Here is a 20,728-nt window from a genome sequence, read left to right on the forward strand (position 1 = left end):
GGGCAGTGACGCAGAGCGTCACGGGATGCATGCCCACGCAGAGCGTGGGCACGATCAGACGGTGGAATGTGAAGAGGTTTACCAACATGACTCAACAAAACCCCCGTCCTCTGGACGGCATCACCGTCGTCAGTCTGGAGCACGCCATCGCGGCGCCGTTCTGCACACGGCAACTGGCGGATCTTGGCGCGCGCGTGATCAAGGTCGAGCGCCCCGGTGTCGGCGACTTCGCCCGGGGTTATGACCAGCGTGTCGATGGCCTGGCCTCGCATTTCGTCTGGACCAACCGCTCCAAGGAAAGCCTGACCCTGGACCTCAAGCAGGACGAAGCGGGCGACATTCTGGAGTCCTTGCTCGGTACCGCCGACGTGCTGGTGCAGAACCTCGCGCCGGGTGCCGCAGCGCGCATGGGCCTGTCGTTCGAGGCGCTGCATGCGCGCTTTCCACGGCTGATCGTCTGCGATATTTCCGGCTACGGCGAAGGCGGCCCTTATGAAAAGAAGAAAGCCTACGACCTGCTGATTCAAAGCGAAGGCGGCTTTCTGTCGGTCACTGGTGGCCCCGGCGAAAACGAAATGGCCAAGGCCGGATGCTCCATCGCCGACATCGCCGCGGGCATGTACGCCTACACTGGAATCCTGTCGGCCTTGCTGCTGCGTGACAAAACCGGCGAAGGCAGCCGCATCGACGTGAGCATGCTGGAAAGCCTGGTGGAGTGGATGGGGTATCCGATGTATTACGCGTACAACGGCGCGCCGCAACCGCCACGCGCCGGCGCCTCGCACTCGACCATCTACCCTTACGGCCCGTTCCCGACGGGCGGTGGCGGCACGATCATGCTGGGCTTGCAGAACGAGCGCGAATGGGCGCTGTTCTGCGAAAAGGTACTGCTGGACAAGGCATTGGCCACCGACGAGCGTTTCTCGGCCAACTTCAAGCGCTCGGAGAACCGTGAGGTGCTGCGTCAGATCATCGTTGATGGCTTTGCCTCATTGAGTGTCGACGAGGTGGTCGCACGGCTTGAAGACGCACAGATCGCCAACGCACGCGTGAATGACATGCAAGGCGTCTGGGATCATCCGCAGCTCAAGGCGCGCGACAGCTGGCGCGAAGTGGAAAGCCCTTCGGGTCCGTTGCCTGCTCTGTTGCCACCGGGACGCAACGCAGCATTCACCCCGCGCATGGATGGCGTGCCGGGATTGGGGCAGCACACCGGCAGCATTCTGGGTGAGTTGGGTTTCAGCGCCGAGGATCAGGCGCGGATGCTGCAGGCCGGAGTGGTCTAGCGCCCCACATATTCTTCTGTAGGAGCTGCCGGGGTGGCGCGCGACCTTGTCCCGCGATCTGCCGGAAACCGGCAGTAAAACCAGTCACCTTGGTTGTGTCAGACACTGCGCAGACTCAGGTTTTGCTGCCGCTACGCGACAGATCGCGGGACAAGGTGGACCGCCACCCCGGCAGCTCCTACAGGTCAGGCAGCGCTTGCTCATTGACTGCTTATTGATAAGGAGTTTCGCCCATGCCCCCATCCACCGTCCGCTCTGCACTGTTCGTGCCCGGCAGTCGACCCGAACGCTTCGCCAAAGCCCTGGCCGCTGGCGCCGATGCGGTGATCGTCGACTTCGAGGACGCCGTTGAAGAACCGCTCAAACGTCAGGCCCGAGATCACCTGGCGGCGTTTCTGTTCGCCAATTCGCGGGCGTCGGTCTGGGTGCGGGTCAATGCCCCGGACCACGCCGAGCACGCTGCGGATCTGGCGTTCTGTAAGCAGCACACCGGGGTCGCCGGCGTGTTGCTCCCCAAAGTCGAAAGCGCTGCGCACTTGGCGGCGGTCTGGCAAACCGGCAAACCGGTCTGGCCGATCATCGAAAGCGCTAAAGGCTTGCTGGCGCTGGAAGCCATCGCCCATGCACCCGGCGTGGAGCGATTGTCGTTCGGCGGGCTGGACCTGGCGCTGGACCTGAACCTCAACAGCGGCACGCCGGCTGCGTACATGTTCCTCGATCAGGCGCGGATGTCGGTGCAATTACATTCACGAGGTGCCGGGTTGTTGCCACCGCTGGACGGCGTGTACCCGGCCATCGGCGACCCCAACGGCTTGCATCGGGCGATTCGACATGCCTACGACATGGGCTATGGCGGCGCACTGTGCATCCACCCGAACCAGGTCCCGATCATCCATGCCGCGCTTGCGCCCAGCGCAGACGATCTGGCCTGGGCACAACGGGTGGTGGACGCGAGTCGGGCGGCGAAGGGGGCGGGGGCCTTTCAGCTCGACGGACAAATGGTCGATGCGCCGGTCTTGCTGCGGGCTCAGCGGTTGCTAGCCTTGGCCGACGGTTGAAGCCGATTTGACTGAGGTTGACCTTCCCTGTAGTAGCAGGAATGAACCGCTTCAGAAGCGCCCAATAGTGGCACTTCCTAATTAGCGTGCTAACTTCTCGATACACGGCGTCTAGATCGCGGGTTGGAGAAATCGACGAAGAAGTACAGGCGTTCAGCTCTACCGAACGCTGGATTACATAAAAGCTGATTCTCTAAACACATCGTGTTCGGCATCGTTAGATGGCACAACGCTCAAGCACCACCGACTGCTCATACAAAAATAAGCTCCTACAACAATAAGAAGGTGATATCGATGTTGAAGCTGACCAAGGCGCTTTTCTGCGCCGCTGCAGTGTCCATGGCCGGCATGGCCTGCGCAGACCCAATCGTCATCAAGTTCGCTCACGTGGTGGCGGAAAACACGCCGAAAGGCCAGGGCGCCTTGATGTTCCAGAAGATGGTTGCCGCCGATCCGGCCTTGAAAGACAAGGTCAAGGTCGAGGTCTATCCGAACTCCTCGCTGTTCGGTGACGGCAAGGAAATGGAAGCGCTGTTGCTGGGGGATGTGCAGATGCTTGCGCCGTCGCTGGCCAAGTTCGAGCAGTACACCAAGAAAGTGCAGATCTTCGACCTCCCGTTCCTGTTCAATGACCTCGCCGCTGTCGACCGCTTCCAGCAAGGCCCTCAGGGCAAGGCGCTGCTGACCTCCATGGACGACAAGGGCATTCACGGCCTGGCCTACTGGCACAACGGCCTGAAGCAGCTCTCGGCGAACAAGAAACTGATCGAGCCTAAAGACGCTCGCGGTCTGAAATTCCGCGTACAGGCCTCCAGTGTGCTGGAAGCCCAGTTCGTTGCCCTTCACGCCAACCCGCGCAAGATGAGCTTCGCCGAGGTGTACCAGGGGCTGCAGACCGGCACGGTCAACGGCACCGAGAACACCTGGTCGAACTACGAAAGCCAGAAGGTCAACGAAGTACAGCCGTTCTTCACCGAAACCAACCATGGCCTGATCGATTACATGGTCATCACCAACTCCAAGTTCTGGAACGGTCTGCCGGCTGACGTGCGTGACGAGCTGCAGAAGATCATGGATCAGGTGACGGTCGAAGTGAACAAACAGGCTGAAGCGCTGAACCAGACCGCCAAGCAGAAAATCATCGATTCCAAAACCAGCGAAATTGACACGCTCACGCCTGAGCAGCGTGCCAAATGGCGTGAAGTCATGAAGCCGGTCTGGGACAAGTTCTCCGACGAAATCGGCGCGGACCTGATCAAGGCCGCCGACGACTCGAACAAGGCACCTTGATCCTCAAGGCCGCTTGATCGACACAGGCAGTGATGTCTGCGTGACCACCCGGAGCACGGGTGGTCACCCTCTACGTTCGAATACGTTCGGAGAATTCTTATGCAATCGCTGACGCGACTCTGGGAGTATCTGGAGGAAGGCATCATCGCCTTTCTGCTGGCTGCCATGACGCTGGTGACATTCGTCTACGTGGCGCTGAACAACATCTACACGCTGTTTTACACCCTCAGTGATCAGTGGGCGGTCAGCAGTGACTTTTTCGCAGGGATTGGCGATCACTTGATGGGTTACGCCCAGAGCATGACCTGGAGCGTCGCACTGACCAAAGCCCTCTTCGGCTGGCTGATCTTTTTCGGGATTTCCTACGGTGTGCGCACCGCCGGACACCTCGGTGTTGATGTGCTGGTCAAGAAAACCAGCAAACCGGTGCAACGTGTCCTGGCCCTGCTGGCCTGTGCCTGTTGCCTCGCCTACGCAGGTCTGTTTCTGGCGGCGAGTTACAAGTGGGTGTCGGCTTTGTGGGTGGCGGGGATCGGTGCCGAGGATCTGGACCGGTTTGGCATCAAAGTCTCCTATATCACGCTCATCGTACCGATAGGCTTCACGCTGGTGATTGCCCGTTACCTGGAAATCCTTTATCGCATCTGGACCCACCGGCAGACCGGGCTGGGTCTGGCCGACGAAGCGGCCGAAGCGAGCAAGCTGGCCAACCCTGGTGAGGAGCAACACTGATGACGGTTATCTGTTTGTTCCTTTTACTTTTCGTATTCATGTTCCTGGGTGTGCCCATTGCGATCTCGCTCGGGCTGGCCGGGGCTACCTCAATCCTGCTGTTCAGTCCGGACTCTTTGAGCTCGCTGGCGATCAAGTTGTTCGAGACGTCAGACAGTTACACGTTTCTTGCGATTCCGTTCTTTCTGTTGTCTGGCGCGTTCATGACCACGGGTGGCGTGGCGCAGCGCTTGATCGATTTCGCCAACGCCTGCGTCGGCCATATCCGCGGCGGCCTTGCGATTGCGGCGGTGCTGGCGTGCATGCTGTTCGCCGCGCTGTCCGGCTCGTCCCCGGCGACGGTTGCGGCGGTGGGTTCTATTGCCGTGGCGGGCATGGTGCGCTCCGGTTATCCGAAAGAGTTCGGTGCCGGGATCATCTGCAACGCCGGTACGCTGGGCATCCTGATCCCACCCTCCATCGTCATGGTGGTCTATGCGGCAGCAACGGAGACCTCGGTCGGCAAGTTGTTCATTGCCGGTGTGGTGCCGGGAATCTTGCTCGGCGTGGCGTTGATGGTGGTGATCTACATCGTCGCCCGGGTCAAAAAATTGCCCGCCCAGCCTCGGGTATCGTTCCGCCAATGGTTGCACACCGCGCAACGGGCGTTCTGGGGCTTGCTATTGCTGGTGATCATCCTCGGGGGTATCTACAGCGGCATGTTCACCCCGACCGAGGCGGCGGCAGTGGCGGCGGTGTACTCGGCCTTTATCGCGCTGTTCGTGTACAAGGACATGAGTTTGCGCGATTGCCCTAAAGTCCTGCTGGAGTCTGGCCGGTTGACCATCATGCTGATGTTCATCATTGCCAACGCCATGCTCTTCGCTCATGTGCTGACCACCGAACAGATTCCACAGCAGATCACAGCTTGGGTCATCTCCGAAGGCCTTACGCCAATCGGCTTTTTGATCATGGTCAACATCGTATTGCTGGTGGCGGGCAGTTTCATGGAACCCTCCGCGATTATCCTGATTCTTGCGCCGATCTTCTTCCCGATCGCCATGAAGCTGGGTATTGATCCGATTCACTTGGGTATCGTGATGGTGGTGAACATGGAGATCGGACTGGTGCATCCGCCGGTGGGTTTGAACCTGTTCGTGACCTCCGCAGTGACCGGATTGACCCTTGGGCAGACCATTCGTGCGGCGTTGCCATGGCTGTCGATCCTGCTTGTTTTCCTGTTGCTGGTCACTTACGTACCGTTCATATCCCTTGCTCTGCCGAACTGGCTGGGGATGCCTTGAGGGCTGTTCACGCCCAGAAATAGAACTGTGAGCGCAGTGCCTTGGCCCTCGTTGACGTTGAGTCTTCGGGGGCTTTTTTATGCATCCGATTTCATGCGTCCAGCGCCTTTGCGCGCTCGTCGAACGCGCATTGCAACGTGGTGAGCGAGCATGCGCCAAACGAGACGGAGTAATGGTCGGGTGGAGCATGCTCAACCTCCAGAAATAGACGCCAGGGTATGCACAGGCGCGGGTTGGCTCACACCGGTCGCCGATTCGCTGTTTTGAGGCTTCCGTGCGGCGGTAATCAGCTAAGCTCGTGGGGCTGCTTGACCTTTCGGGAGCTTCGATGGATCACCTGTGGTTCGCTTATCCGTTGCTCAGTGCGTCGCTGTTGCTGGTCGTTGATCTGGTGCTTTGGCAATGGATCCCTTCCAGACTGCTACGGCGCAAACTGGTATGCCGTCTGGTGCTGTTCGTGCTCTTCAGCATGGCCTTGCTCGACGGTGGCCTGAGCCCGCTGTATCCGGTGCCGGTGGACTGGTCAGTGCCCCGGCATGTATTGGCCACCCTGTTGACCATTGCCTGGTGGTTGTTCGGGGCACGTGCCCTGACGGTGTTGGCGGTTGTGGTCATGGAGCCGCGCATCGGCGGCAAGGGCCATCTGCTGCAGGATGTCATGGGCGCGATCATTTTTCTGGTTGCGGCCGTGGCCGCTGCCGGCTATGTGCTGGACTTGCCGGTCAAGGGTTTGCTGGCGACGTCGGGTGCCGTGGCGATCATTCTCGGCCTCGCGGTGCAAAGCACACTGGGCGATGTGTTTTCAGGCATCGTCCTCAATGCGACCAAACCGTTTCGCGTCGATGACTGGATTCGAGTCGACGACATCGAAGGCAAGGTCATCGAGATCGACTGGCGCTCCACGCATTTGCTGACCTCCGAAGGCAGCATGGCGGTCATTCCGAACGCCATGGCGGCGAAAACGCGCATCGTCAATTTCAGTCGCCCCGACCATTTTCATGCCGTGACCCTGTCCATCGAATTGCCGACCCGTCTGCGCCCGAGCGTGGTGCTGGATTCGCTGGACAAAGCGCTGCTGGGCTGTCGTGAGTTATTGGCGCAGCCCAAGCCATCGGCCGTGGTGCTGAAGTCGGGCCTGCGCAGCGTCGAATACGAAGTCACCGGGTACGTGAAATCCCGGGATCGCTGTTCCGCAGTGCGCAACCAGCTCTTTGACCTGATTCACCGGCAATTGGCTTCGACCGAAACACGGATGGATCAGTCCCGGCCTGCCACGCGCCAGTCGGCGGTGCTCAATACAGTGGGGGCGTTACGCATGCTTGGCGACGACGATCGCGCCCAGCTCGAACAGCACATGCGACTCAGCGCTTATTCGGCCAAGGACGTGGTGTTGGCGGAAGGCGTGGTGCCCGATGCGCTGTACATCATCGAATCCGGTGTGGTCTCGGTCTCGATCCCGCGTCCGGACGGCTGGCTGGAAGTCGGGCGCATGGGCCCCGGCGAGTTGATCGGTGAAACCGGGTTCGTTGACAGCACGCCGACGGTGGGGCGTTTTTGCGCGTACACCGATTGCATGGTCTACCGCATCGAGAAAGCTGATCTGGAGCCCTGGCTGGGAGAGCATCCCGAGTTGCTCGGTGCGCTGGCCGGTCTGGCGAAATTCCGCGCCAACGCGCGTGCGGCAATGCTTGATAGCAAGCCGGTGGTCGTCGATCCAAGCGGCTTCCTCGGCTGGCTGCGCAAAAGCGTCACGCGTTTTCAGGTCACTCGCGGTCAGGGCCCGACCGACAGACCGAGTTAAGCCTGAGGCTGGATTCAAGAAGGGGAGTGCTCTACATTGCCGGTTCATTCGAACGTCAGCCGAGTCTTTGAAATGCCTGTATCCCGCACGATCCTCAACCCCGACGTCTTGCGCGCGGGTGATGCCGTGGCTTTGGTGTCGCCTGCCGGCCCCGTCGCCGAGGCGAGGGTTCAGGCGGCGGTGCGCGAGTTGACGTCCTGGGGCTTGCGACCCCGGGTTTATCCCCATGCGCTGGACGCCGAGCACTTCCTGGCGGGCAGCGACGCCCATCGGGCCGCGGACCTGAACGACGCCTTGGCCGATCCCGAGATCCGTGCCGTGCTGTGCAACCGTGGCGGTTATGGCGTACAGCGAATCCTCGAGCATCTGGACTACGATGCCGTGCGCCGAGATCCCAAGCTGGTTGTCGGCTTTTCTGACATCACCGCGCTGCACGCCGCGCTGTGGAACCGCACGGGTCTGGTGTCCATTCACGGCCCGGTGGCCGCGCAACTGGAGCGAGGCGGCGAGTTCGCCAGCACCGTTCGGCGTGCCTTGATGAGCACCGAACCGATGGTGGTGCAGGCCGACCCCGCCGAGCCCACCTTTGGCGTGCGGACGTCGGGCATTGTCGAGGGCACGCTGTTGGGCGGCAACCTGAGCATGCTCAGCACCTGTGTCGGCACGCCCTTCATGCCGGACCTGGAGGGGGCGATCCTGCTCATCGAAGATGTCGGTGAGCTGGCCTACCGCGTGGATCGTCTGCTGACCCATCTACGCAATTGCGGGATTCTGCAACGGGTGGGCGGTATTGCCATCGGCCAGTTCAGCGAGCCGGGACATGGCAACAACCCCGTTCGCCCGCCCGATGTCCTGATGGAGCGCCTCGTTGATCTGGAGGTTCCTTTGCTGGGAGGGCTGCCGATCGGTCACGGAGATCGCAACCTGGCGGTCGCACTGGGCAGCCGGGCCACGCTCGACGCCGACACGGGCATCCTGACGGTTGCACCTGCCGCGCGGTAAGGGGCGATGAGCGTGCGCGTTAACTGCGCACGCGGTATCACTCACCCTCGATTTGCGCGCTGTCATTGCGCGTGACCTTCCGTCGCGTGGTCTCGCTAAATGAGGCGTGAAGAGCGTCTCCCCCTGTTGATAATGCTGGATACGCCGATAACCATTCTGGAAGCGACGTTGGCGTAGCTATTTGCCATTATTCCGACGCCAAAGACTTGTTTTGCGCCTGACCTGTTGCGAATCTGCACGAAAATTGAATGGCTGTGATCACATGGCCTCGTTGTGTGTGCCTTTTAGCGGTGATTGGGGACTGATCGTATGATTTCGGCCGTGCAAACGCGTTTTGCCAATCTCGGAATGGCGAAGAAACTCGCAATCGGATTCGTGCTGGTGCTCTTGTTGACTGCGTTGGTCGCCGCCATCGGGGTCTGGTCGCTGCGATCGATCAGCGTGCATTTCGACAGCCTCAAGGAAATGACCGCGCTCAATACCGGCCTCAACCGGGTGCGATTGCTGGAGCAGGAATTCGCGCTGCACAGCGATCCGAAGGTGGTCGACGAGTTGCACGCGGGGCTTGACGGGTTGAACGCCCAGGCGGAGGCGCTAAAGTCCCGCTCGGCGGTGAATCAGCAAGTCATGACCGAAGTTCAGCAGGCGCTCGCCGCCTACCGCAAATCGTTCGACGAATTCGTCAGCATCAGTCAGAGCAAGGATCTGGCACTGGAGATGGCCAGTTGGTCAGTGTCCAGCGTTGCCAACAACCTCGACGTGTTGCAGGCGGGCCTTGCCGACGACGGCGCCTATACCCTCAAGGATTCCCAGGGCCAGCAAGGTTCGGAGTTCATCGAGCAATCGGCGCAGGTCAGTCAGATCTCCAAGTTGATGATGCAGGCCATGGACGAGGCCCGCGTGCGCCTGGACAAGAGCCGCAAGACCGGTTCAGGCGAAGAAGCCAATACCGGCACCATCGAACAGGCGGTGCAGGCGAAGGAGTCTGCCGAGCAACTCAAGGGTGTGATCAAGGACCCGGGCTACCTGACCGTATTGACTGAGGTCAGTGGGCACATCACCAACTTTGGCGACAAGCTCAACGAGTACACCGGCTTGCTTGCCGATGAGGCCAAGGTATCGCAGCAACTGGCCGCCAACGCCAAGACCGTCGTCCAGCAAGTGAATCAGGCGTATGCCGCCGAAGATCAGTCAATGATGAACGAGCTGCAAGCCAACTCGATGAAGATCATTGGTTCCTCGGTTCTGGCATTGATCGTTGGCCTGATTGCGTCGTTTGTCATCACCCGGATCATTGTCGCGCCATTGCGCAGCGTCATTGCCATCGCCCAGCGCATCGCGGCCGGCGACCTGAGCGGCACTGTGCAGGTGACGCGCAAGGATGAGATCGGTCAGTTGATGCAGGCCATGCAGCAAATGGGCGCAGGTTTGAGCGGGATCGTCAGCGGTCTGCAAGCGGGTATCGAACAACTGGCGAACTCGGCGCATTCCTTGTCCGCCGTCACCGAGCAGACCAATCTGGAAGTCAGCACCCAGAAAGAAGAAACCGAACAAGTGGCGACGGCCATGAACCAGATGACGGCCACCGTGCATGACGTGGCGCGCAACGCCGAGGAAGCGGCCATGGCCGCGCAGACGGCCGATGCCAAGGTCGACAGTGGACAGGCCGTGGTGCGTCAGAGCATGCAGCGTATCGAGCAACTCGCCACATCAGCCAGTTCGGCCAGTCACAGCATCGAAAACCTCAGCGCCGAAATCCAGAACATCGGCGCGGTGCTGGGGGTGATCAAAAGCGTTGCCGAGCAAACCAACCTGCTGGCCCTCAACGCCGCCATCGAAGCCGCGCGGGCTGGCGAGCAGGGCAGGGGCTTTGCGGTGGTGGCGGACGAAGTGCGGGCCCTGGCCAAGCGTACCCAACAATCGACTGAAGAAATCGAGCGGCTGGTGACGAGTCTGCAAAGTGGCGCGCAGGCGTCGGTGGCACAGATTCAAAGCAGCGGTGAGTTGGTGAAGCTGGCGGTCAGCGATGCCCTGCAAACGGAAAGCGCGCTGGGCAGCATCGCGGCGGCGGTGTCGTTGATTCAGCAAATGAACCAGCAGATTGCTGCGGCGGCCGAAGAACAGAGCTCTGTGGCCGAGGAGATCAACCGCAGCGTCACCAGCATCCGCGCCAGCGCCGATCAGTCTGCCCTGGCGATGCAGGGCAACGCTGCGTCCAGCATAGAACTGGCGTCACTGGGCATGGAATTGAAAGGGATGGTGGGGCATTTCAGGTTGTGAGTCTGGGTGCATCACTGGCCAGCCGTACGCGGATGACCACTGTGGGGGCGAATTCATTTGCGATGCGTTTTACGTGCGACGAATTTCGGTTGTCTGTGCCGACGTCTCGCGAATGAATTCGCTCCCACGGGTTGCCTGTTCAGCCTGGCGTTAGTGTTTGCGATAGTTAAGAATCAATAGCGTCAACACCCCCGCGACAATCCCCCAGAATGCCGATCCGATGGAAAACAGCGTCAACCCCGACGCCGTGACCATGAAGGTGATCAACGCAGCCTCACGCTCTTTGGGTTCATTCATCGCCACGGTCAGCCCGTTGATGATCGAGCCGAACAACGCCAACGCTGCAATCGACAGCACCAGCTCTTTGGGGAACGCCGCGAACAACGCGGCCAGCGTCGCGCCGAACACACCGGCGATGGCGTAGAACACCCCGCACCAGATCGCCGCGGTGTAGCGTTTGTTGCGGTCCTCATGGGCGTGCGGGCCGGTGCAGATCGCTGCGCTTATCGCGGCGAGGGTGATGCCATGGCCACCAAACGGTGCAGTCAACAACGAAATCACGCCGGTGGCGGTGATCAGCGGAGAGGCGGAGACGTGATAGTCGTCGGCGCGCAACACGGCAATGCCCGGCATGTTTTGCGAGGTCATGGCCACGACGAACAGCGGAATCCCGATGCTGATGGTGGCGCCCAACGAAAATGTGGGCGTGGTCCACACCGGTACGGCGACTTCCAGGGCAAACCCGCTGAAATTCAACAAGCCGAGCATCGCTGACAGCGCCACGCCCACCAGTAATGTGGCGAGCACCGCGTAACGCGGTGAGAAGCGTTTGACGACCAGGTACGTGAAGAACATGCCCAGTACCAAGCCGGTGCGGTGTTGCGCGGCGACGAAGATTTCGCTACCGATCTTGAACAGAATGCCTGCCAGCAGGGCGGCCGCCAGTGAGGTGGGCAGGCGTTTGACCAGTTTCTCGAAGCTGCCGGTGATGCCGCAGAGGAAAACCAGTATCGCGCTGGTGATGAAGGCGCCGATGGCTTCGGGGTAGCCGACATGCCCCAGGCTGGTGATCAACAGTGCCGCCCCCGGTGTCGACCAGGCGACGGTGATCGGTGAGCGGTAACGCAGTGACAGGCCGATGCTGCAGATGGCCATGCCCATGAACAGCGCCCAGATCCAGGAGGATATCTGCGCGGAGGTCAAGCCGGCGGCCTGGCCTGCCTGGAATATCAGCACAAGCGAGCTGGTGACGCCGGTCATCATGGCGATGAAGCCTGCGACGATAGCGGACGGCGAGCTGTCGGCGAGGGGGCGCAGTGGGGTGGTGGGCGCGTCGGTCATGCGGTCTTTCCTGGGGCGGCAGGTTGAACAGGTGTGCAAGCGTATACGCAGTTGTGGCGGTTCGTTGCGATACAGCGGTGTGCGCGATAATCGGCACAGTTGGGAGCTCTGGAGATTGAAGGTCACGTCCGTTTAGGAGAAGAGCTTTCTTGAGTGATGGCAATCGGGTTTTGGCAGACATCGGGCGGTGGTGGTGGCGCTGATATCCTTGGTTCTGGCTGACGGCAGAAGCGTTTCGCCTCCGGCGAGTTACTTGAAAAGACACCAAGTAACCAAGTGTCTGGCTCCTGGCTTGGCTCCTCCTTCTTCGGAGTACCCTCTCTCCGGCGACGCTCCGTGGGCCCGCCGCCATCGGCCATCCATGGCCGGGGGCGGCTCTCGCGGCATCCATGCCGCTCGGCCCACTGCGCGCCACCTGCGTTCAGCCTGCGCCCACGTCGCGTTTTGCGGTGCCTGGACTGGCGCGGTGAAAGATCAAGATCAAAAGCGGTGGGTGGTGGGTGGTTTGATCGTACCCACGCTCCGCGTGGGGATGCCGGGCAGGACGCTCTGCGTCCGAGGGTGGCGCGGAGCGCCGATAAAAGCGTTACCGCGCGGAGCGTGGATATGGTCTGGTGAGCAAAATCCGCATGCTGCTTTGCTTTGACGCTTAGCTGCGATTGAGGGTATTGCCCAGTGCCTGGTTCACGGCCAGCCAGCCATCCACGGCTTCGCGTCCGGCGTCGGCGAATACCCGTTGCAGCAGTTTTACCTGTTCGCGGCGCAGTGATTCTTCGAACTTCGCGCCTTCGACGGTGAGCTCCAGCAGGCGTTTTCGTTTGTCGTCTTCGGGCGCGACGCTCAGGACCAGTTCCATCTCGATCAACTGCCGCAACGGGGTGTTCAGCGCTTGCTTGCTCACGCCGAGTACGGTGAGCAGTTCCTTCACGCTTAGCCCCGGATAGCGGGCGATGAAGAACACGATGCGTTGGTGAACCCGGCTCAGGCCACGACGATCGAGCATTTCGTCGGCTTTGGCGGTGAACGCCTGATAGCCGAAGAAAAACGCTTCCATGGCGATTTGTTGGGTCGATGCCTTTTTAAGGTCAAGCATATTGACGTATCCGGGTCTGTCGTCGTAGTTTGAGTCAAGCAGTTTGACCTATTTTCATTTATTTCCGCCAGCGGTGATCTCATGGCATTTTCCGAACGCGTCACCCGTTTGAAGAGTTCTCTGATTCGCGAAATCCTGGCCGCGGCTCAGCGTCCGGACATGATGTCGTTCGCCGGTGGTCTGCCGGCCGAATCAATGTTGCCGCAAAGCCAATGGGCCGACATGCCGCGCAGTATGGGGCAGTACGGCATGAGTGAGGGCGAGCCGCAGTTGCGCGAAGCGCTCGCGGCCCAGGCGCGGTCACTGGGCATTGCGTGCGAGGCCAGTCAGGTGATGATTGTCAGCGGGTCGCAGCAAACGCTGGACCTGGCCGCGAAGTTGTACATCGACAAAGGTACCGAGATCCTGCTGGAAGCCCCGACCTACCTCGCGGCACTGCAGATTTTCCAGCTGTTCGGTGCCGACTGCCTGACGGTTCCACTGCTGGCCGAAGGACCGGATCTGGACGTGCTGCGTCAGCGTCTGCAACACCACGCGCCGTCGTTCGCCTATTTGATTCCGACCTTCCAGAACCCTTCGGCGGTGCGTTACAGCGAAGAGGCAAGGGACGCCGTGGCGGCGCTGCTGGACGAATATGGCGTGACCCTCATCGAAGACGAGCCTTATCGCGACTTGACGTTTGATGGTGGCAGCGCCCGGCCGATCGTCAGCCGCCTGAAGAGCGCCAGCTGGATTTACACCGGCACGGTGTCGAAAACCCTGATGCCGGGGTTGCGTGTCGGTTATTTGATCGCGACGCCTGATCTGTTTCCGCACCTGCTGAAACTCAAGCAGTCCGCTGACCTGCACACCAACCGTGTGGGCCAGTGGCAAGCCCTGCAGTGGATCGGCAGCGATCACTATCAGCAGCACCTGCTGGCGCTGCGTGGTTTTTACCGTACCCGTCGAGACCAGTTCGAAGCGGCGCTGCAACGGCATTTCAGCGATCTGGCGCAATGGAACAGTCCGCAAGGCGGCTTGTTTTTCTGGCTGACGCTCAAGGAAAAAATCGATACCCGCACGCTGCTGGATGCGGCGTTGGCGCAGAACGTGGCGTTCATGCCGGGTGAGCCGTTTTTCACCGAGCCGGATGCCAATCCCGGTTACTTGCGCCTGAACTTCAGCCACATCGATCCCGCACGCCTGGACGAAGGGTTGAAGCGACTCGCGGCTGTCATCAGACACGCACAGGCTGCCCTTGCAGCCTGATACATTACGCACACGCACCACGAGGCAGGATTGAGGGGAGAGCAGCAGATGTACAAGGTTTACGGCGATTACAACTCGGGCAACTGCTACAAGATCAAACTGATGCTCAGCCTCCTTGGCGCTGAGTACGAATGGGTGCCGGTGGACATCCTCAATGGAGAGACGCAAACCGAGGCCTTTCTGCAGAAGAACCCTAACGGCAAGATTCCCGTGCTGGAGCTTGAGGACGGTACCTGCCTGTGGGAGTCCAACGCGATTCTCAACTTCCTTGCCGAAGGCACGCCGTATTTACTGACCGAGCCTCGCCTGCGCACGCAAATGCTGCAATGGCAGTTTTTTGAACAGTACAGCCATGAACCGACCATCGCCGTGGCGCGCTTCATTCAGTTCTACCTGGGAATGCCCGAAGAGCGGATGGAAGAATACCGCTCGCTGCACAAGCGCGGCTACCGGGCGTTGAAGGTCATGGAGCAGCAACTGCAGCGCACGCCGTTCCTGGTGGGCGAGCATTTTTCCATCGCGGACATCGCGCTGTATGCCTACACCCATGTCGCCCATCAAGGCGGGTTCGACCTGGCTCAGTTCCCGGCCATCGAAAACTGGCTCGAGCGGATCAAGCAACAGCCGGGTTACGTCGGCATGCTGGATTGACACCGAGCGCTGATCCGTCAGAGATAAAAAAACCGGTCCTGGCAACAGCGACCGGTTTTTTTATGTCTGAATGTTGTGTGCAACACACATGCGCTCGTGGTGATTTACGCTGCGCCCCCGTCTGGCTCAGGCCAGGCGATCAACTGGAGAAGGGAATATTTGATGCGATTCATGATGATAGCGGTGGGTATGTTCATGGCGCTGGGCATTGGCTGTTCGGCCCAAGCCGAGGATTGCGACGCGACGCAGGCGTCTATGAACCAGTGCGCGAGCAAGGAATACGCGGCGCTGGATGCCGATCTCAACAAGCAGTACAAGGCGCAGATGGCCTATCTGACCAACCCGGCGCACAAGAAAGCGCTGCAGGATGCGCAGAAGAAATGGATCGCCTTTCGTGATGCCGATTGCCAGTATCAGGTCGGTAAACGAGAGGAGGGCGGCAGCCTTTGGCCATTGGCGCAGGCGCAATGCCTGTCAGCGCAGACCAAGGTGCGGGTCGAGCAATTGAAGGCTTACGTGGCGTGTCGGCAGGAAGGCTGCCCGAAGTGATGGCTCTGCACAGCTTGATCGGGTAAATCAGCGAATGCCTCGGCGGTACAGGACTTGTGGAAGTGAGCTTGCTCGCGAATGCCGAGTTTCGGTCACTGAAGATTAGGCGGATGGACCGACTTCTTCATGAGCCAGTTCACTCCCACAGGTACAGCGTCGAGTCAAGAAAGCCATTAACGCCTGGAGGAGTCAAACCGCTGAAAAACGCTGGTTCAGGTAATCGATGATCACCTTGGATTCATACATCCACACCGTCTTGTCGCCTTCTTCGATGCGCAGGCAAGGCACTTTGATCTTGCCTCCCTCGGTCAGCAGCGTCTGACGGTCGAGCTCGTTGTTCTTCGCATCGCGCAATGCCACGGGCACGTTCAGACGACGCAACGTACGGCGGGTCTTTACGCAGAACGGGCAGGCCTGGAACTGGTACAGCGTCAGGCCTTTGGCCGCCGCTTCGACCGCCGCTTGAGCGTGCGGCGAGCGTTGCTTCCTGGCGGGTCGGGTCAGGAAATCGATCAGAATAACGAGCTGGCCCAGGCCCACCCTCAATGCCTTCATCAACATGCTTGAAACCTCACGGCCGCGGACCCGTGGTCGCGGCCTTTCAGGACGCCCGGATCACTTGATCAGGCTAAGGAACTCGGTGCGGGTGGCAGCGTTTTCGCGGAACTCACCCAGCATCACCGAGGTGATCATCGAGGAGTTCTGCTTCTCGACACCACGCATCATCATGCACATGTGCTGGGCTTCAATGACCACGGCTACGCCAAGCGCGCCGGTGACCTGCTGAATGGATTCGGCGATCTGGCGGCTGAGGTTTTCCTGGATTTGCAGGCGACGGGCGAACATGTCGACGATGCGTGCCACCTTAGACAGACCGAGGACTTTGCCGCTCGGGATGTAGGCCACGTGAGCCTTGCCGATAAAGGGCAGCAGGTGGTGCTCGCACAACGAATACAGCTCGATGTTCTTGACCACGACCATTTCGCTGTTGTCGGAACTGAACAGTGCACCGTTGGTGACTTCTTCCAGGGTTTGCTCATAGCCACGGCAAAGGTACTTCATGGCTTTGGCGGCACGTTTCGGAGTGTCGAGCAGGCCTTCGCGGGAGACGTCCTCGCCAAGTTGACCAAGGATCTGGGTGTAGTTCTGTTCCAGTGTCACAGGGTTGTGTTCCGTGTGGGTTCAAAAAAACGCAGGGTTGTCGGCCTGCAAAGGCGCACATAGTAGCGTAGCTGGGCGGGGAGGTGTTATGGCGGGCGATCGACAAACCTGCGGCACGTCGACGCCATGGGGGTGTAAAGACGCCTTTACCTAACCTTTACCAACGGCATATGTCGAAATGTGTCCGCTCGGTGTCTGAGTTAACGGGTGATAGATGCCCGGATGAAGAGAGTCAACATATGATTAGCCGAATCGCGAAAATCGCTCTGGTGATCGCTCTGACGTCGTCGGTTTCGGGATGTTTTTTTGGCCCGGGATGGGGACGTCACGGTGGTTGGGACCATCGCTATTATGACGGCGGCCACTATTATGGCCCGGGACCTGGGTATTATCGCCGCTGACCGACATTGACCTGATCGGGAGCCTGATCGCACGTGTTGACTGGTTTCAGCAATGCTTACTCGTCGCGTCCTTCCATCATCGTGCGCTTGAGCATGACGTACACCGCTCCGGCGCCACCGTGTCTGGCGATGCACGAGGTAAAGCCCAGTACCTGCTGATGCTGCCGCAGCCAGGTGTTGACGTGGCTCTTGATCATCGGTCGCTTACCATCCAGTCGTACCGCTTTGCCGTGCGTGACGCGCACGCAGCGGACTTCCAGCTTTGTCGCTTCGGCAAGGAACGCCCACAGGGTTTCACGCGCCAGCTCCACGCTCATGCCGTGCAGGTCAAGGCTGCCTTCGAAGCTGATCTGCCCGAGCTTGAGTTTGCGCATCTGGCCTTCCTGAACGCCATCGCGTGCCCAGTAAAGCGTGTCTTCGGGCCCGACGTCGATCACGAACTGATCGGACAGGCCGTCGACGGTAATGGTGGCGTCAGAGCGCACCGTCGCAGCCTGCCTCAGCCTGGCCAGGTTCTTACGGTCGGGTTTGGGTTTGCCTACGTCGGCGTGTTCAGTCTTGATCGGCTTGACGCCACGAAGCTCACTTCTGAACAGGGAAAAGTCGTCGTCTTGCATGTTGGTCTCCGCGAAGGACGCCAGTTTAACCAAGTCACGCCGTTCTCGGCTGGACTAAAAACGTTCAAACGGCTGCGGATGACGCGGGAAGGGGTCAGTCGTGTTTTTTCATCAGGTGCGGCGACATATTGAGTTCCCCGGCACGGCGGCGGCGCAGACGGCTGCGACGCCAGAGCCAGACCCCGATGTAAAGCAGGATCAGGCCGACGATGCTGGTGACCACCGCGCCTGCCGGACTTGCGTTGAGTTCACCCAGTGCTGCCGGATGACCGATCAGACTGGCGACGCCGGCCATGGCGAGCAGGACCCCGGCGGTTGCAAACAGCGCGGACAGGGCAGCGCCAAAGCGCATCCGCCAGTTGCTCTGGCCTTTGGGCCGCAGGCGACGGGCATCGAAACCATCGGATATCTTCATTCCGACTTCCTCTATAGGTATCGGCGCTCTGACCAGCTTATGCCGGGGTGGTTCCCGTTTGGTCAGCGCTCAAAGGCAAACACGAGTGATTAACAGATAGGCGGTTATGTGAGGCACGTCACACACCGGATGACTGCATTTGTACGCTTTTTCTTCAGGAACTGCCGGAAAAATGATGTCCGAGGGGGCAACCCTGACGGATAACGGGTCAGCTCCTGATGAAGGGTGTGGCGTCAGATCAGGTCTTTGGTCAGCGCCAGTTTGGCGAAGTTGTCGTTCATGATTGCCATCTCCGCTTGCTGAACGAGTTCAGCCTTGATCACGCCAGTGGGTGTTGGCAGATCGCGGGTGGCGCAGGCGTCCTCCACCAGCGTGCAGCGGAAACCGTAGTCCTTGGCCGCACGTACGGTGGTGCTGACACTGGAGTGGCTCATGAACCCACAGACCACCAGGTCCAGGCGGCCCAGATCCTCAAGCAGCTTGTGCAGGGTCTTGCGGTCGTCGGTGGTCACGGTGCCGTTCAGGGCGTTGGGCAAGCGTTTTTCGATGATGATTTCATCGCCCTGGGGCATCAACTCCGGGACGAATTTTCCACGTTCACCTTGCGGATCGAACATGCCGCCCACGGTCCCCAGGTGACGGACATGGATGATCGGTGATTTGGCGGCGCGCGCTGCGTGGACCAGTTTGACGATGTTGTCGATGGCCTCTTGAACGCCGGTCAGGGCCAGCGGGCCGCTGAGGTATTCTTTCTGGGCATCGATAATGATCAGCGTGGCATTGCTCAAGGTGGCCGCCGCGTATTCGCGGCCACTGAGTTGAAACATGGTCTTTGGACCGGTCTTTGAAACAGACATCTGGGGCTCCTTCGAGTGGGGCTTTTGCCACATTGTCCACTGGCTGAGCGATTCTGTGAATCTCAATGCTCACAGGTGTCGCTTTTTGCCGGGCTTCAAGCCGTCGAGCAGGTCGCGGTTGCTGTCATATTGCCTGCAAATCGAGACAAAGGCTGTGGAAAGTTTTGCGGGGCAAGCCCCTGTCGAGCTCAGGCATCGTTTGTTGAGTGGATGGCTGCTAGAATCGCCCGTCGTTTTTTCAAGGAGTCTGCCGTGATCACTTCCCGCCTGCGCACCCTGCGCGACCATATCCGTTGGGCCGTCAGCCGCTTTCACGGGGAAGATCTGTTTTACGGTCATGGCACCGACAATGCCTGGGACGAAGCCCGTCAACTGGTGCTGGGCGCGTTGCACCTGCCTTGGGAAATCTCCGACGCCTACCTGGATTGCAACCTGGAAGATGACGAACTGGTCAATCTGCAGCGGTTGATCAAGCGCCGTATCGAGGACCGTGTGCCGACGGCGTATTTGCTGGGCGAGGCCTGGTTCTGCGGCATGTCGTTCATTGTCGACGAGCGCGTGCTGATTCCGCGTTCGCCGATTGGCGAACTGATCGAGAACCGCTTCGAGCCCTGGCTGGGCCAGGAGCCTGCACGTATCCTCGACCTGTGCACCGGTTCTGGCTGCATCGGCATTGCGTGCGCCGATGTGTTCCCTGACGCTGAAGTGGCGCTGGCGGACCTGTCATTCGAAGCACTGGAAGTCGCCAACCAGAACATTGAGCGCCACGGTCTGGATGAGCGGGTGTACACCGTGCAAGGTGATGGCTTCGACGGCCTGCCGGGTCAACGCTTCGACCTGATCGTCTCCAATCCGCCGTATGTCGATGCCGAAGACTTCGCAGACATGCCCGACGAATATCAGCATGAGCCCGAGCTGGCGCTGGCGTGCGGTGATGACGGCCTGAATCTGGTTCGGCGCATGCTGGCGCAAGCGGCGGATCACCTGACCGAGAAGGGGTTGTTGATCGTTGAAGTGGGCAACAGCCAGGTACATGTCGAGGCGCTGTACCCGGAAGTGGACTTCGCCTGGCTGGAGTTCCAGCGTGGCGGTCATGGCGTGTTCATGCTGACGGCCGAACAGTGCCGGGCGCATCAGGCGGTGTTTGCGGCGCGGGTGTAAGCCACATCGCCGATTCATTGTAGGAGCCGCGTCATCCTCAAGTCTTGGGAACGATGCAGATCCTGTGGGAGAAGTCCGAGGTTACGAGGGTATGGGCCGCAATTCGGACGAATGCGGTATGTCAGTCACTGTTGATATTGCTGACCCACCGCATTCGCCAGCAAGCCGGCTTGTATGTTTAGACTTGATGGGGTGGGAGGGACGGAAAGCCGAATCTGACTCTAGCCAGTACAGACCGTTGGGAGACTTCCAGCCCCGCCCTGTCACCTATAAGCGCCGATATGGAATGCATCGGCCTGGACCGACGATAGAAGCAAGCCAGCGCTTACGGTGAACCCCCAGCAAGCTCTTAAACCCTAGCTCGGAGGGTGTGACATGGCAATCCTTGATGCAGCGGCGATTGTGGGTGTCGATGTGGCGATGGCGGAACTTGTCACCGCTCAGCGTGGTGTTGATAAGACTCACTGTTTGGTCAATGAGCGAACTTCGATTCACCACTGGC

19 protein-coding genes and 1 pseudogene are annotated in these 20,728 nt (G+C 59.9%); 13 read left to right on the forward strand and 7 right to left on the reverse strand.

Going from position 1 to position 20,728, the window contains the following annotated elements; translation table 11 throughout:
- The first annotated feature begins 86 nt into the window (after positions 1-86).
- The 9 genes and pseudogenes from BMY73_RS08265 to BMY73_RS28780 all read left to right on the forward strand — a co-directional run bounded on the left by BMY73_RS08265 (position 87) and on the right by BMY73_RS28780 (position 10,732).
- Positions 87-1,286 carry a CaiB/BaiF CoA transferase family protein gene (locus tag BMY73_RS08265; RefSeq protein ID WP_092406344.1) on the forward strand — a complete coding sequence of 400 codons (1,200 nt, stop codon included), beginning with the start codon at positions 87-89 and terminating at the stop codon, positions 1,284-1,286.
- 233 nt (positions 1,287-1,519) lie between these two features.
- Entirely contained in the window at positions 1,520-2,344 is an 825-nt protein-coding gene (locus tag BMY73_RS08270) for an HpcH/HpaI aldolase/citrate lyase family protein (RefSeq protein ID WP_092406346.1), read from the forward strand.
- 294 nt (positions 2,345-2,638) lie between these two features.
- On the forward strand, positions 2,639-3,634 hold the full coding sequence (locus tag BMY73_RS08275) for a TRAP transporter substrate-binding protein (protein WP_062385806.1): 996 nt from the start codon (positions 2,639-2,641) through the stop codon (positions 3,632-3,634).
- 99 nt (positions 3,635-3,733) lie between these two features.
- Entirely contained in the window at positions 3,734-4,366 is a 633-nt protein-coding gene (locus BMY73_RS08280; RefSeq protein ID WP_092406348.1) for a TRAP transporter small permease, read from the forward strand.
- A complete protein-coding gene (gene dctM / locus BMY73_RS08285) occupies positions 4,366-5,649 on the forward strand; it encodes a C4-dicarboxylate TRAP transporter large permease protein DctM (protein ID WP_062385803.1) in 1,284 nt (427 codons plus the stop codon). Before BMY73_RS08280 ends, dctM begins: the two co-directional genes overlap by 1 nt.
- Before the next feature lie 328 nt (positions 5,650-5,977).
- Positions 5,978-7,450 carry a mechanosensitive ion channel domain-containing protein gene (locus BMY73_RS08290; RefSeq protein ID WP_092406350.1) on the forward strand — a complete coding sequence of 491 codons (1,473 nt, stop codon included), beginning with the start codon at positions 5,978-5,980 and terminating at the stop codon, positions 7,448-7,450.
- Positions 7,451-7,522: 72 nt separating this feature from the next.
- A complete protein-coding gene (locus BMY73_RS08295; protein ID WP_062385799.1) occupies positions 7,523-8,452 on the forward strand; it encodes a S66 peptidase family protein in 930 nt (309 codons plus the stop codon).
- Between the two features lie 1,221 nt (positions 8,453-9,673).
- Positions 9,674-9,823 (forward strand): annotated as a pseudogene (locus BMY73_RS28775) (hypothetical protein); the annotation flags it as partial.
- Between the two features lie 204 nt (positions 9,824-10,027).
- The gene (locus BMY73_RS28780; protein ID WP_371914956.1) at positions 10,028-10,732 is read left to right on the forward strand and encodes a methyl-accepting chemotaxis protein; all 705 of its coding nucleotides are present in this window, start codon (positions 10,028-10,030) and stop codon (positions 10,730-10,732) included.
- Between the two features lie 150 nt (positions 10,733-10,882).
- Here the strand turns inward: BMY73_RS28780 and BMY73_RS08305 are convergent, their stop codons facing one another.
- Positions 10,883-12,073 carry a benzoate/H(+) symporter BenE family transporter gene (locus BMY73_RS08305; protein ID WP_092406354.1) on the reverse strand — a complete coding sequence of 397 codons (1,191 nt, stop codon included), beginning with the start codon at positions 12,071-12,073 and terminating at the stop codon, positions 10,883-10,885.
- A 649-nt stretch (positions 12,074-12,722) separates the two neighbouring features.
- Positions 12,723-13,166, reverse strand: coding sequence for a MarR family transcriptional regulator (locus BMY73_RS08315; protein WP_092406358.1), 444 nt, complete (start codon positions 13,164-13,166; stop codon positions 12,723-12,725).
- An 81-nt stretch (positions 13,167-13,247) separates the two neighbouring features.
- On the opposite strand from BMY73_RS08315, the gene BMY73_RS08320 reads away from it, so the two are divergent.
- The 3 genes from BMY73_RS08320 to BMY73_RS08330 all read left to right on the forward strand — a co-directional run bounded on the left by BMY73_RS08320 (position 13,248) and on the right by BMY73_RS08330 (position 15,614).
- Positions 13,248-14,414: an aminotransferase-like domain-containing protein gene (locus BMY73_RS08320; protein ID WP_092406360.1), complete on the forward strand. Its 1,167-nt coding sequence runs from the start codon at positions 13,248-13,250 to the stop codon at positions 14,412-14,414.
- A 48-nt stretch (positions 14,415-14,462) separates the two neighbouring features.
- Positions 14,463-15,065, forward strand: a complete 603-nt coding sequence (locus BMY73_RS08325; protein WP_062385790.1) for a glutathione S-transferase family protein — start codon at positions 14,463-14,465, stop codon at positions 15,063-15,065.
- A gap of 162 nt (positions 15,066-15,227) precedes the next feature.
- Positions 15,228-15,614 (forward strand): lysozyme inhibitor LprI family protein, encoded by a 387-nt coding sequence (locus tag BMY73_RS08330; protein WP_062385788.1) that lies wholly within the window; start codon positions 15,228-15,230, stop codon positions 15,612-15,614.
- Between the two features lie 189 nt (positions 15,615-15,803).
- Here BMY73_RS08330 and BMY73_RS08335 read toward each other — a convergent pair whose 3' ends face one another.
- The 5 genes from BMY73_RS08335 to BMY73_RS08355 all read right to left on the reverse strand — a co-directional run bounded on the left by BMY73_RS08335 (position 15,804) and on the right by BMY73_RS08355 (position 19,065).
- Complete coding sequence (locus BMY73_RS08335; protein WP_062385786.1) at positions 15,804-16,175, reverse strand: glutathione S-transferase N-terminal domain-containing protein; 372 nt, start codon at positions 16,173-16,175, stop codon at positions 15,804-15,806.
- A gap of 54 nt (positions 16,176-16,229) precedes the next feature.
- The gene (gene folE / locus BMY73_RS08340) at positions 16,230-16,775 is read right to left on the reverse strand and encodes a GTP cyclohydrolase I FolE (RefSeq protein WP_062385784.1); all 546 of its coding nucleotides are present in this window, start codon (positions 16,773-16,775) and stop codon (positions 16,230-16,232) included.
- 457 nt (positions 16,776-17,232) lie between these two features.
- Positions 17,233-17,793 carry a Smr/MutS family protein gene (locus tag BMY73_RS08345; protein ID WP_092406362.1) on the reverse strand — a complete coding sequence of 187 codons (561 nt, stop codon included), beginning with the start codon at positions 17,791-17,793 and terminating at the stop codon, positions 17,233-17,235.
- A 94-nt stretch (positions 17,794-17,887) separates the two neighbouring features.
- The gene (locus tag BMY73_RS08350; RefSeq protein WP_062385780.1) at positions 17,888-18,208 is read right to left on the reverse strand and encodes a hypothetical protein; all 321 of its coding nucleotides are present in this window, start codon (positions 18,206-18,208) and stop codon (positions 17,888-17,890) included.
- A gap of 233 nt (positions 18,209-18,441) precedes the next feature.
- On the reverse strand, positions 18,442-19,065 hold the full coding sequence (locus BMY73_RS08355; protein WP_062385778.1) for a cysteine hydrolase family protein: 624 nt from the start codon (positions 19,063-19,065) through the stop codon (positions 18,442-18,444).
- A gap of 252 nt (positions 19,066-19,317) precedes the next feature.
- Between BMY73_RS08355 and prmB the strand changes: the two genes are divergently transcribed.
- A complete protein-coding gene (gene prmB / locus BMY73_RS08360) occupies positions 19,318-20,226 on the forward strand; it encodes a 50S ribosomal protein L3 N(5)-glutamine methyltransferase (protein ID WP_062385776.1) in 909 nt (302 codons plus the stop codon).
- The last annotated feature ends 502 nt before the right edge of the window (positions 20,227-20,728 follow it).

Source organism: Pseudomonas sp. NFACC02 (assembly GCF_900110765.1).
Taxonomy (GTDB): domain Bacteria; phylum Pseudomonadota; class Gammaproteobacteria; order Pseudomonadales; family Pseudomonadaceae; genus Aquipseudomonas.